Source organism: Desertivirga xinjiangensis (assembly GCF_024436435.1).
Classification (GTDB): Bacteria; Bacteroidota; Bacteroidia; order Sphingobacteriales; family Sphingobacteriaceae; genus Desertivirga; species Desertivirga xinjiangensis.
Genome location: NZ_JAFMZP010000013.1, coordinates 36,845 through 50,383 on the forward strand (window position 1 = coordinate 36,845; position 13,539 = coordinate 50,383).

Consider the following 13,539-nt stretch of genomic DNA (forward strand, 5'->3'; position numbering starts at 1 on the left):
ATGCTCACAAGATTCAGGGGGAGTCCTGATGTTGTTTTGTTGCTCCTAAATAATTTCATGAAGTAAATTTTTGTAAAAATAAAGGTTGGGTCAGGATTTTGAGCCCGACGTTTAAGTCGAATGTACCCGAGAATTACGTCGGATTGCAGGGAAATGAGATTCATGCAGCATAGCCAGACAGTAGGGTGTTTGATTGAATAGACGGGCATACTTGCAACATATGTCCTTAAAATTTTAGGCTGATATGGGTTCCTTTACATATGGAAAACCAATTAGTAACCGAAGTGCCAAAGACCAAATCCCGTGTTGGCAATTATAGATGGACAATCTGTTCATTAGTATTTTTCGCTACAACCATCAATTACCTCGACAGGCAGGTGATCAGTTTGCTTAAGCCAATACTGGAAAAGGAATTCAGCTGGACCGAATCTGATTATTCAAATATAGTTATCGCTTTTCAACTGGCCTATGCCATAGGAATGCTAGGCATCGGCCGTATAATCGATAAAATTGGCAGTAAGCTTGGATATGCACTTTCTTTACTCCTTTGGAGCATTGCATCAATTCTGCATGCATTTGCTACCAGCACACTTAGCTTCGGAGTTTACCGGGCATTATTAGGAGTTACAGAATCAGGTAATTTCCCTGCAGCTATTAAAACTGTAGCTGAATGGTTCCCACGAAAAGAAAGAGCTCTTGCTACAGGGATCTTCAATTCAGGCACAAATGTCGGCGCGATTGCTGCTCCGGTAGTGGTTCCCTGGCTAGCCGTTAACTGGGGCTGGCAAATGGCTTTTATCGTCACCGGGGCTGTAGGTTTGCTATGGCTTGTGTTCTGGTTTATCATGTATGAAGTACCAGCTAAACATAAACGCTTGTCTGAGGCAGAATACAATTATATTCATACCGAAGATGAAAAGCATGCAGAAAGCATACAAGAAGAGGGGCCAACCGTTTCCTGGACAAAACTCCTTACGTATAAACAAACCTGGTCTTTTATCCTGGGCAAATTTCTCACTGATGGTATCTGGTGGTTCTTTTTGTTCTGGCTACCAGCTTTCTTAATCGCTGAGTATGGTCTTGGGGGGATGCAGATCAGCTTTCCTATCGCGGTAGTATATACAATGACTTGTTTTGGAAGTGTTCTGGGGGGATTTCTGCCGATGTGGTTCGTAAAAAATAAAGGATGGAACATTGTAAGAGCCCGCAAAACTTCTATGTTTATTTATGCTTTGTTTCCCGTATTGGTAGTCTTTTCACAGCAAGCAGGCAGCTACAATATGTGGTATGCGGTGATCATCATTGGAATCGCAGCTTCAGCACATCAGGCCTGGTCGGCTAATATTTTTACGACCGTATCAGATATGTTTCCCAAAAAGTCGGTAGGTTCAGTTATTGGAATGGGCGGAATGGCCGGTGGTGCCGGAGGAATGGTCATGGCAAAGCTGGCGGGGATTCTATTCGATCATTACAAAAGTCTCGGTCATATACAAACGGGCTATTATATCATGTTTGTTATCTGCGGTGCGTCTTACCTTATAGCATGGTTTGTAATGTTCGGCTTACTGGTTCCTAAAATGACACCTATTAAAGCTCAATAGTATTGTTATGAATTTTAAGACAATTTCCTTTTGGCTTCTTCTCATTTGCGCTCAATATTTATCGTCTCAGGGTGCTTATGGCCAGACCCTTGCAAAGTTTGAAGTTGAAATTACTAAGCAGACAATTGGCGCAGCTATACCGGTTTATTTTAACCTGGATGAGGTAACTCTATTGCCTGATTCTGTTTTAAATCTTGTGGAATTGAGAGATGGGAAAAGAATTGAAGTAGATCATCAGCTCGAAAACAGGGGACAGCGGTTCATGTATTGGATGGTAAGCGGCGTTCAAAAGCCTCAGAAAAAGATATTTGAACTTCGCAGGGAATCACCGGGAAAGCCAGCAGAGAGTATGAATGTGGCGGTTCAGGATGGCGCTTTGACAATAAGTTTTAAAGACAAAGACCTGTTAAGATATAATTTTAAAACCATGTATCCCCCAGCAGGCGTCGATACTGTTTTCAAAAGGAGCGGCTTTATTCATCCCCTCTGGACTCCAAACGGGCAGGCGCTTACCAGGATAAATGCCCGTGATCATTACCATCATTTTGGTTTGTGGAACCCATGGACTCATGTGGTTTTTGAAGGCGATACCGTGGATTTCTGGAACCTGAAGCTCAAGCTGGGAACTGTTCAATTTGCAAAATTCGTTTCCGTGACAAAGGGACCTGTATACGCGGAATTCCAGGCGCTGCATGAACATGTAGTATTTAAAAAGGATGGCAGTCGTGTAATTGCGATGAATGAATTGCAGACAGTCCGGATCTATGAGCCTCAAGATAAGCAAGATCATTATATCATGGACATCACCATCCGCTTAAACTGTGCAAAGAATAGCCCTGTACTACTAAAAGAATACCGGTATGGAGGTTTAGGCTGGCGGGCAACTGAAAAGTGGAACAGGGAAAATAGTGAAACGGTAACATCGGAAGGGAAAACACGCAAAGACGCGGACGGCAGCAAGGCGCGCTGGGTACTGGTACAGGGAAGCCTGGATGAGGATTTTGGAGGTTCGGTGATGATGTCTTATCCAACGAATTATAACCATCCCGAGCCCTTGCGAATATGGCCTGAAACAGCAAACAAGCGGGGAGACGTTTATGCAAATTTTTCACCCACACGTGATAGGGATTGGATGCTCAAACCGGGGCAGGATTATACACTCAAATACCGCTTCCTGGTTTTCAACGGACATAATAATAAAGAAAAAGCCGAAGCTGCCTGGCAGGCCTTCGCAAATCCACCTGTGATAAAAAAAATCTTAAAATAAACCAATGAATACTTTAATTTTTAAAAGCAATTGCAGGCGACTACTATTGTCGCTATTAGTATCAGTACTATGTTTTTCCGGGTTAACAGCTAAAGAAAAAGAGCCTAAATTGAAGAATGTAAAAGTACTGGTGTACACTAAAAACGGCAAAGGTTATGTGCATGATAATATTCCTTCGGCAGTACAGAGCATCCAGAAGCTCGGTAAAGACAACGGCTTCAAGGTAGATGTAAGTGATGACCCGGGAGTTTATACCGAAGAAAATCTTAAGCAGTATACCATGCTTGTATTTACGAGCACTAATAACGATGTGTTTGATACAGATGCTCAGCGATTGGCTTTCAGGAGATATATCCAGGCCGGAGGCGGCTTTATCGGCATTCATTCTGTGACTGGTACAGAGAGGAAATGGACATGGTTTAAACAAATGCTGGGAGGGACTTTCGCCTGGCATGCAAAAAACCAGAAATTCAAGGTTAAAGTGATCGATCCCTCACATGTGACCATGAAGGGGCTTCCCCTGGTATGGGAAAGAAGTTTCGGCGATGAATGCTACTTTACAAAAGAACTGTATCCGGGAATCAAAGTGACGATGGCTCACGACCTTACTACACTGGATTCACGAGATCCCGAGAAAATCGCCCAGTTTTCGAGTCCGTTTAAGGACCTGTATCCGGCAGTATGGTATCAAAAGTTTGATGGCGGCAATATCTGGATCAGCACCCTGGGGCATAATAAAGAGTATTACCAGGAACCTGTATTTATGAAACATATCCTCCAGGGAATCAAATTCGTTGCGGCGGAAACGAAAAAACTCGATTATTCGAAAGCATACGCAGATTCAAGAGACACACCAGTACGATATTAATAAAAACATCCATATAAACAAACTTATCGATTATGAACGAAAAACCAAATTATAACAGGAGAGACTTTGTGAAAACTGCGGTTAAAGGCGCAGTTGTGTCTACTGTAGCCTTCGGTTTCCCAAGTATTGTTCCCTCTTCAGTATTCGGTAAAAACGCACCCAGCAATAAGATCAACATAGGGCAGATAGGCTGCGGCAGGATCGCGCGAGGGCATGATCTTGCCGAAACATTTAAATACGATGTGGCACGCATCATTGCTGTTGCAGATGTTGACCGGGGCAGGCTGCAAAGCGGAAAGACTTTAATTGAAGGCTGGTACGACCAGAAAATGGGTAAGACCGGATACCTCGACGTGAAGACTTATGAGGATTACCATGAATTACTCGCCAATAAGGATATTGATGCCGTAATGATCAGTACTCCGGACCACTGGCACGCTCAACCGGCTATGGAGGCTGCCCTTGCAGGGAAGCATATTTATCTTCAAAAACCAACCTCCCTAACAATTGAGGAGGGACGTGTAATGAGCGATATTGTGCGTAAAACAGGTGTTGTTTTCCAGCTCGGAAGTCAGCAGAGATCGGTAAATCCCTGGCCGCAGTTTAAAAAGGCCTGTGAGCTGGTACGAAACGGAAGGATAGGTAAACTGCATACGGTGCATGTAGGCCTGCCATCGGATCCCGCAGGTGGAAATGTAATGGAAATGCCCGTTCCCGAAGGGTTAAATTATGACATGTGGCTTGGCTCTACGCCATATATTTATTATACTGCCGACCGCGTTCATTCGCAGACAGATCCGACATCCAGGGGAGGATGGTTGCGGTGTGAGCAATTCGGTGCAGGTATGATCACTGGCTGGGGCGTACATCATATAGATATCGCACACTGGGGTATGGATACCGAATATACGGGCCCTATTGAAGTTGAAGCGACCGCTGAGTTTCCAAAAACCGGTCTTTGGAATGTACATGGTAGATACCAGGTCCAGGCGAAATACGCTAATGGAGTAAATATGCTGATGAGCAGTCAAAATCCTAATGGTGTTAAGTTTGAAGGCACTGATGGCTGGATATTTGTGTCGCGGGGTAATGTAGGGGTAACCGCCTCAGATCCGGGAGCAAGCGCAGCTCCGAGTAAAGCATTTAATGCCAGTGATCCGAAAATACTTAATTCTCAGATCGGACCAAAGGAAATACACCTCTATGAAAGTCTGGAACAGCATGGGAACTGGCTTGATTGCATACAAAGTAAAAAACAAACTATAAGTCCTGCAGAGGTTGCACATCGTTCATGCAGTGCCTGCCTGGTTGCCCATGCAGCAATGAAAATACCGGGAAAGTTGTACTGGGATCCTAAAAAAGAAAAGTTTAAAAATAATGAGGAAGCAAACAAGCTGTTGTCTAGGCCTCAAAGGTATCCGTACGGTACTAGTTATGTTAAAATTTAATATCTTGCCAATGAAAAGTATATGGCCCATAATGTCGTCTAAATTAATATTGCTTATTGCGCTGGCGGCTTGTAACAGCCGGGCAGAGAAAGGAGCTGCAGATAGTAGCAAAGTTCGCCTTGTAACATTGGATCCGGGGCATTTTCACGCAGCTCTGGTGCAAAAAAAGATGTATCCGGATGTTGACTCAACGGTATTCGTTTATGCACCTGAAACGCCGGACGTACAATTGCATCTTGAAAAGATAAAAGCGTACAACGAGCAACCTGTTGATCCTACCCGTTGGAATGAACAAGTTTATACCGGAAGCGATTTTTTTACAAAGATGCTGGAGGAGAAGAAGGGTAATGTTGTGGTGCTGGCCGGTAATAACAGGCAGAAAACCGAATACATTAAGCGTTCGGTTGATGCCGGACTAAATGTTTTGGCTGATAAGCCTATGGCCATAGACGGGAAATCTTTCAAGGCGCTGGAAGCTGCATTTGAAACAGCAAAGAAGAAGGATCTGCTCTTATATGATATCATGACCGAACGTTATGAGATCACTACAATGCTGCAGCGGGAGTTTTCTATGTTGCCGGAGCTTTTCGGCTCCCTGGAAAAGGGAACACCCGACAACCCTTCGGTAACGAAGGAAAGTACGCATCATTTCTATAAATATGTGTCAGGAAAGGTATTAACACGACCAGCCTGGTTTATGGATGTAACCCAGGAAGGCGAAGGGATCGTAGATGTAACCACCCATCTTGTCGATCTGATTCAATGGGAATGTTTCCCTGATCAAATCATTAGATACCAGAACGACGTTAAGGTAAACTCTGCGCGACGTTGGTACACTGAAATGACCCTGAGCCAGTTTAAATCCATCACTAAACAAGATAAATTTCCGGATTATTTAAAGAAGGATGTGGTTAATGACAGCGTTCTCCGTGTTTACTCGAATGGGGAGATCAATTATCAGCTTAAAGGAGTTCATGCCAGGGTTTCTGTTAACTGGGCTTTCCAGGCGCCTGAAGGCACAGGGGATACCCATTATTCGATTATGCGTGGTACCAAAGCAAACCTGGTGATCAGACAGGGCGCAGAGCAGAACTACAAACCTGTGTTGTATATAGAGCCTGCAAGTGGTTCTATATCTGAAGATGTCGTTAATGCGCAGTTGGCTAAGGTTCAGGCGAAGTATCCGGGTATTTCGGTGAAAAAGCTTGGCAAGGGCTGGGAAGTTGTGGTGCCCGAAAAATACAAGGAAGGTCATGAAGCGCATTTTGCCAGGGTTATGGAAAAATTCCTGGAGTATCTTAAGAATAAGAATATTCCGGAATGGGAGGTGCCAAATATGATCGCTAAATATTATACTACAACTAAAGGGCTGGAGTTGGCAAGGGCGCGTTAACAGGCCTTAATGATACTCCTATAATAAGTTTTTAGTTTAAGTTCTTGTAAGTAGTTCGTAGCCTGTTCCCTTAGCATCCCTTAGGAAAGCTCGATAGACAGGTTTCTAAGCACACGCGGCACGTGTGCGCTCAATGTCGTTATTTAAACTTTTGTCTGTCCGCTGGCGCACGTGTGCCGCGTGTGCCGAACTTACCTAAGACAGAACAAGATCCCAGAAAGAGTCCAAATAAAAAGCCCCGGTTTTGCCGGGGTTTTGATAAACAAAAACACAAAAGAACACAGGTTTTTAATAATCTTTATTGTTCGGCATTTTCAGGTCTATGTTCGCATCGATAACAGCTTGCGGTATTGGATACAACAGATCCCGTTCAGTAACTTTTGGTCCTGCGAGTACATTGTGGGCCCTTACCCGTTCCAGAAACTTTCCTGTGCGTAACAAGGTATATCTCCGCTCTTCTTCTGAGAATAATTCGCGGGAACGCTCATCCAGAATAAAGTCCAGAGTAACATCAGCTTCGCCAATTTCAGGTGCGTGAGCACGTCTGCGTAAAGCGTTTATAGCCGATGCAGCGTTTCCAGGTTCCCCAAGTTTAAGATACGCTTCTGCTAACAGCAGATAGGTGTCTGCAGCACGTAAGAATACCTGATCGTTATAAGCCCTATCAACATTTGGGTCCACGGGACTTGCATAATCCCATTTCCGGGTGGAAGGCCAGTTAGGATTCAGGGTTTTTTCATTGGATGTTCTGTCAAGATGTACCACATCCCCCAAATTGTAACCCGTAGGAACCCCCTTAGGGTTATTTATAGTATATGAGAACCGCCATGCAAAGTCTGATCCACGATCATCTCCTGGAGGGTAAATACTTAAAGCCCACTTTGTCGGTCCATAGCGGCCTATGCCCCGGCCTCCAAATTCCTCACTTACAATGAAAGGACTTTTTGCGACATTGTCGGTACCTCTCATTGTAAATGAGTAATACCGGTTTACCCAATATCGACGCATCACATTATGAGATTCACCACCTAGTACATTCAATTCAGATTGTAAAACCCATAAGGCTTCAGTATTTCCCTGGCTGCGGTTGGAGTTTCCGTTCAGGAACATATCGGTAAAGGCAGTACCTGGCTTGCTTGCGTTCACCCCGTAGCGGGCAGTTACCAACGCATATTGCGGATTGGTAGTCACTTTTAATGCGAAATCTCTGGCTTCTTCATCCCTGCCTTGTGCTAGATAAAGTTCTGCAAGGTAATGTTGAACTACCCCCTTAAGCATTTTGCCATTAAGTGTAGACGTTACAGGCAAATGCTGTTCTGCAAATAGCCAGTCGGCTTCCATTGCAGCTCTCACCTCCGCGACTGGGGTTCTTACCCAATCAGTTTTGATCTTACTTTCCGAAGATTCTTCAAGGGTAAGTGGAACATCGCCCCACATATAGGTAAGGTGCCGGTAACACCAAGCCCGTATGGCCCTTGCTTCGGCGAGGGTCATGTTTTTCTCATCGCTCGTCCAATTTACAGCCGGATTTTCAGCCCTGTTGATGATCGTATTTGCAGCGTTTATGGTCTCATAAAGCCAAGCCCATTCTAATCTGAACTGTTCGACCGTGGGATTATTGATTGCGCCCCATTGATTGTAAATGTCTTCTAAACCGTCTCTCCAGTTTGCATATGCATTGTCGGTTCCAAGATAGGCCGGACCTGTCATCATCGCATTTACTGCATTCAGTGTGTTTCCGGAACGTGAGCGACGTACTTCGTCGTATAAACCGTTGATACCGGCATCGAAACCGGCTTTATCTTTATAAAGGTTATTTGCTGATATTTCGGCCGGGGCATCTTCTTCAAGCATATCTTTTGAGCAGCTTGAGAAAGCTAGAGCCATAATCAGGGATACTATAATTTTTTTATATGTTTTCATAATTTTTTACCGATTTATTTATAAGCCAATATTTAAACCGAAGACAAATTCTCTTTGCAGAGGGATAGAGTTCTGTTCATTTAATTCGGGGTCTGTGCCTGTCCACTTGGTTATTGTCAACAGGTTGCGTGCATTTGCATAGACCTTCAGGCGGCTAATTTTTATTTGGTTTAAGATCTTTGCCGGCACATCGTATGCTAAAGACGCATCTTTCAGCCTTGCATAACTATCGCTTTCAAGTATACCTACGCCATGAATATTTACGCCCAATGCATTTGCATAATATTCGTTTGTTGGATTGGTTGGCGACCACCAGTTTTTCCTGGTAGTATTGTTACGCACGCCGGATTGTACATTGTCAGATAAAAGGGGGTTATTTCGGCTGGTGCCCTGTACCCCCTGGAAGAACAGATACAGCGAAAAGTTCTTATATCTGAAGTTATTACCCAGTCCCCAGATAAAGTCTGGCTGCCTGCTGCCAAAAATCACATTATCAAGGTCATTAATTTTTCCATCATTATTCTGATCGACAACCTTCGCATACCCGGGTTTTACATCGGGTTGCGGTGATGTACTAAGGTCGTCTGTCAGTTGCCATACTCCTCCAAATATCTTACCGTAGTTAACATCGATCGGATGGCCTATAAACCATTTGTTGGCAATGTCGTCCTGTCCGTTGCCATACAGATCTTTGATTTTATTGCGATAGAATGAGAATGAGAGGTTGCTTGACCAGCTGAAATCCTTCAATTTCAGGTTAGTGCTGTTAACCCCAAGATCAAGTCCTTTATTTGAAGTCTCACCAATGTTTTGAAGGACTTTGCTTACCCCATGAACGGATGAGATGGCTCTGAGCAGGAGCAGATCATAGGTGTTTTTGGTGTAGACATCCAGAGATCCCTGGATCCTGCCGTCGAGTAATCCGAAATCCACACCTGCATTCAGCTGGTTGGTAGTTTCCCAACTTAGATCTTCATTGGCCAGCGATGTAGGTACATAGCCCGGCAAAGATGTTGCCTCTTCAACATAACTGCGTGTGGACAGTTTAGCTAATGTGGAGTAGGCATCTACGGCCTGGTTTCCGTTACTTCCGTATGAAAGCCGGAGTTTAAGGTCGCTGATTATTTTGTGGTCCTTCAGAAAATCTTCCTTAGCTATATTCCAACCTAAAGCAACGGAAGGGAAGAAGGCGTACTTGTTATTGTCTCCGAATGCAGAGAATCCGTCTCGGCGGCCAGTAAGAGTTATGAGGTACTTGCTGTCATAACTGTAATTTATACGAGCCATTTGTGAAAGAAGTGTTTGTTTCGCGTACCCAGCTGCAGGTATTATTCCTGAAGCTACCTTTGCCTGATAAAACGTTAACACGTCATTCGGAAAGCCCGTAGCATCTAAGGTATCCGTGCGGATCTTGTCGGTTTGCATGCTGTATAAAGCAGTTACAGCAATGGAGTGTTTCTTTACAGTATGGTTGTAGTTAACGATATTTTCGATCAGGAGGTTCGAGTTGGTACTTGCTCTCATGGCTAGGTCGCCTTTTGCCTGTAAGCCTGTCCTCGTGTTTCTGCCGTAATAAGTATTCACGTCCCTGGTAGTATGTTCAATACCAGTGTTCAAGCGGTATGAAAGTCCTTTTATAAAAGGGATCTTTAAATCCAGATAGTTATTTGATATGATCTTTGAGGTTCTATCCTCGTTATTAGCCAGAGTTGCTGCCAGTGGGTTTCCGAAAAACACATCTTCAGGCCATGGATAAATCCTCTGGCTTCCGTCATCCTCGAAAGGAGTGGTAAGGGGGTTAAAGTTATAAGCTCCGGTTTGACCCGCAAAAGTAGCCGGAAGTCCGTCACGGTTGCTATACGCTAATTGGGTATTCGTTCCAAAAGTAAGCCAGCTTTTTATATTCGTTTCCAGGTTTATCCGGGAAGACAATCTTTTAAAATCGTCATTTACAGCAATTCCCTTTACATCAAGGTAACTCGCAGAGACATAGTACCTGGAATTTTCTCCTCCTCCGCTTACGCCGAGTGTATGTTGCATCTTATTACCCTGACGGGTAGTCAGATCAAGATAGTCAGGGAAGTTTTTCGAATCGTACACTGCTTGTTCTGAGAGAGTGATAGAGTTGGGCTCACGGATCTTTTTAAACTCGTAAAATTCTTCCGGGGACAAAGTATTTGGCAGGTTTGCTAGGTTTTGCACGCCATAGAAGCCATCATAAGATATTACCGGTTTACCGCGGGTTCCTTTTTTAGTGGTCACCAGAATCACCCCATTTGCACCTCGGGAACCATAAATTGCAGCGGAAGAGGCATCTTTTAGTACATCAATTGATTCAATATCTGTAGGGTTAATGTCAGAGATGCTGCCATTATAAGGTACGCCGTCCAGGATGATCAATGGGGAAGTTTCAGCAGAAATGGAGTTCCTTCCCCGGATACGGATAGCGTTGTCGTTACCCTCGGCACCGCCGGCGTTTTGATCGACACTTAAGCCCGGAACGGAGGCTTGCAAGGCCTGGGCGAAGTTTGTATTAGGGACTTCAGTAAGCCGCTTTTTATCAACGGAGGCGACGGCACCGGTTACATCACTTCTTTTCTGGGTACCGTATCCTACCACTACCACCTCGCTCAGTTTAGCGGCATCTTCCTGTATGGCAACGTTCAGGACGTTGCCGTTCGCTTCAGAGACACGGACCTCTTTGTTGGAAAAGCCAATATAAGTAAATACAAGTACATCATTTTGGCCGGCAGCAATCCGAAAGTTTCCGTTAATATCCGTTGCCGCCCTGGTAGTCGTTCCTTTTACGGTAACAGTTACACCGGGCAGAGGAGCTTTATCCCGCGATGCGGTTACTTTCCCTGTAATTGTTCTTTCTTGAGCCGAAAGAGTAAGCTGAGTCATAATACAAAGGATCAAGGGTAAAAGCCTGATCCAATTTTTACAAAATCGTCTCATACGTGGTTGATTGGGATGTTGATTATTTGGTTAATTATTGGGTTTTTGGTACAGTAGCCGGTTAGGTAGCTTTTGTGACGTCTAATTTAGGTCTATAAACTAATATCGGTGCCTGTCATTTCAGTCAGAAACACATGCGGAATAGTGCAGGCTAGAATCCTGAAACAGGGCCTTGAATGAAAGCTAGCTTGTGGCCCTATATTCACTTGTCATGTATTAAAGTCGAATTTGGCAGGTCTTTTAATTTCCATGGACTAGGGAACACATTGGAGCTTTCCGCATAACCTAGCCACATTTGGGCCATTTGTTTCACTAGCTCAGGGTGCTTTGATGCCAGGTTATTAAGTTCACTGCGATCTTTTTCCATGTCATATAATTCCCACGGATCATTGCTGTAATATTCCCTTCTCCTTTTTTTACTATCTATCAATTTTCCTGAAGCTACCAGTTTCCATTTACCCATTCTGACAGCTCTGTTCATTTCATGTTCCCAATAAAGAGCTTTGCGAATCAGCGGAGAGTTTGCAAACGAAGGCACCAGGCTTATTCCTGCTTTTGGTGTAATTGTCTTGTTGCCGGCCTTTATAGGATACTTGGCACTACCTAGTTCCTGTAGAGTGGGAAGAATGTCGATAATATGCGCTGTCTGATTTCTGATCTGGTTTTTATCACTGATACCAGCCGGCCAATGCACTATCAATGGGCTAGCAATACCGCCCTCATGAACCCAATGTTTATAAAGCCTGAATGGTGTGTTGGATACATTGGCCCATTCCTGCATATAGGATACATAGGTGTCGGCGGGGCCCGCCATCACATCCTTACCCTGCATCACAATTTTGCCGTCCCGGGTAAGAGGCGGGTTATTCATGTATTGTATCTCTCCCTTTGCAGGTGGTTTTAAGGAAGGTGAGTATGCTGCAAGTGCACCAGTAGCGCCGCTTCCAATAAGTTCTGCGCAGCCCCCGTTGTCCTGCAAATATATAATGATCGTATTTTCATAAATCCCTTCTTTTTTTAATTCATCCACGATCCTGCCTATCCCCTGGTCCATTACGTCGACCATAGCAGCGTAAGTCTCCATGCGCCGGGCCATTGCAGGTTTATGTTGTTCAGTCTCCCATGGTTTTTGTTCCGATGGTGATAGTCTGGCATCTGGACTTATAACTCCTAATTGTTTCATTTTTTCAAAGCGATCTTTTCTGATATTGTCCCAACCCTTGTCATATCGACCCTTATATTTCTTTATAGCATTTTCAGGTGCTTGCATCGGCCAGTGCGCAGCGGTGTAGGCCACATACATAAAGAAGGGTTTGTCAGAATTATGCTCTGCAATGTATTTGACGCTGTTATCCGAGATAGCGTCGGTGAAGTAATAGTTTGTGGGTTTATAGACAGGATCGGTTTCTGAGGTGATCAATTGGTTGTCGCGACAAAGAGCTGAAGGGTCGTAGTAGCTGCTTGCCCCATGAAGTATACCATAGTATTTATCAAAGCCTCGCTGCAGGGGCCAGTTGTATTTTTCACCTTTTTGAATTTCTTTGGCAACATGCCATTTGCCGGTCATATAGGTTGAATAACCAGCGCTTTTTAATACCTCAGCAATGGTGACGCAGCGATCATTCAGCTCTGCTTCATAACCGGGAAGATTATAATCTGTACCATTCATCCATCCCACACCGGCCTGATGGGGATAGAGGCCAGTCAACAATGACGCCCTTGTCGGGCAACAACGTGCTGCGTTATAGAACTGAGTGTACTTCAAACCGCCTTTCGCAAGACGGTCAAGGTTCGGTGTTTCAATTTCGCTTCCATAAGTTCCTATATCCGAATACCCCATATCATCGGACATGATCAGGATGATATTAGGTTTCTTATCAAGGTTTTTTTCCTGCGCAGACAAAGAAAAGAAAGCTGTTATACTCAGCGTCAGCGGAAATAAAAGTTTCATGATAATGTGGGTTATAACCAGATTTTATAAAGTTAGCTCTATGTCTTTTAATCCCTGGAGACGTTTCGTGCACATTTGCATGTATATTGATACAATCGCTAAAACCCACCTCATACGTTTGTCCGGTATA

General features: G+C 44.2%; 8 protein-coding genes. 5 read left to right on the forward strand and 3 right to left on the reverse strand.

Features of this window, described 5'->3' with window-relative positions; translation table 11 throughout:
* The first annotated feature begins 260 nt into the window (after positions 1 to 260).
* From J3P37_RS21540 to J3P37_RS21560, 5 genes are read left to right on the forward strand one after another with little or no spacing between them, the layout of a single operon-like run.
* A complete protein-coding gene (locus tag J3P37_RS21540; RefSeq protein ID WP_256013826.1) occupies positions 261 to 1,601 on the forward strand; it encodes an MFS transporter in 1,341 nt (446 codons plus the stop codon).
* A gap of 7 nt (positions 1,602 to 1,608) precedes the next feature.
* Positions 1,609 to 2,868, forward strand: a complete 1,260-nt coding sequence (locus tag J3P37_RS21545; protein ID WP_256013829.1) for a DUF6807 domain-containing protein — start codon at positions 1,609 to 1,611, stop codon at positions 2,866 to 2,868.
* A 4-nt stretch (positions 2,869 to 2,872) separates the two neighbouring features.
* Positions 2,873 to 3,736 (forward strand): ThuA domain-containing protein, encoded by an 864-nt coding sequence (locus J3P37_RS21550; protein WP_256013831.1) that lies wholly within the window; start codon positions 2,873 to 2,875, stop codon positions 3,734 to 3,736.
* A 32-nt stretch (positions 3,737 to 3,768) separates the two neighbouring features.
* Positions 3,769 to 5,184, forward strand: a complete 1,416-nt coding sequence (locus J3P37_RS21555; protein ID WP_256013834.1) for a Gfo/Idh/MocA family protein — start codon at positions 3,769 to 3,771, stop codon at positions 5,182 to 5,184.
* A gap of 10 nt (positions 5,185 to 5,194) precedes the next feature.
* Positions 5,195 to 6,577 (forward strand): putative oxidoreductase C-terminal domain-containing protein, encoded by a 1,383-nt coding sequence (locus J3P37_RS21560; RefSeq protein WP_256013837.1) that lies wholly within the window; start codon positions 5,195 to 5,197, stop codon positions 6,575 to 6,577.
* A gap of 288 nt (positions 6,578 to 6,865) precedes the next feature.
* On the opposite strand, the gene J3P37_RS21565 is transcribed toward J3P37_RS21560, so the two are convergent.
* The 3 genes from J3P37_RS21565 to J3P37_RS21575 all read right to left on the reverse strand — a co-directional run bounded on the left by J3P37_RS21565 (position 6,866) and on the right by J3P37_RS21575 (position 13,409).
* A complete protein-coding gene (locus J3P37_RS21565; RefSeq protein WP_256013839.1) occupies positions 6,866 to 8,500 on the reverse strand; it encodes a RagB/SusD family nutrient uptake outer membrane protein in 1,635 nt (544 codons plus the stop codon).
* 18 nt (positions 8,501 to 8,518) lie between these two features.
* On the reverse strand, positions 8,519 to 11,404 hold the full coding sequence (locus tag J3P37_RS21570) for a SusC/RagA family TonB-linked outer membrane protein (protein WP_256013842.1): 2,886 nt from the start codon (positions 11,402 to 11,404) through the stop codon (positions 8,519 to 8,521).
* A 256-nt stretch (positions 11,405 to 11,660) separates the two neighbouring features.
* Entirely contained in the window at positions 11,661 to 13,409 is a 1,749-nt protein-coding gene (locus tag J3P37_RS21575; RefSeq protein WP_256013845.1) for an arylsulfatase, read from the reverse strand.
* Positions 13,410 to 13,539: the final 130 nt, after the last annotated feature.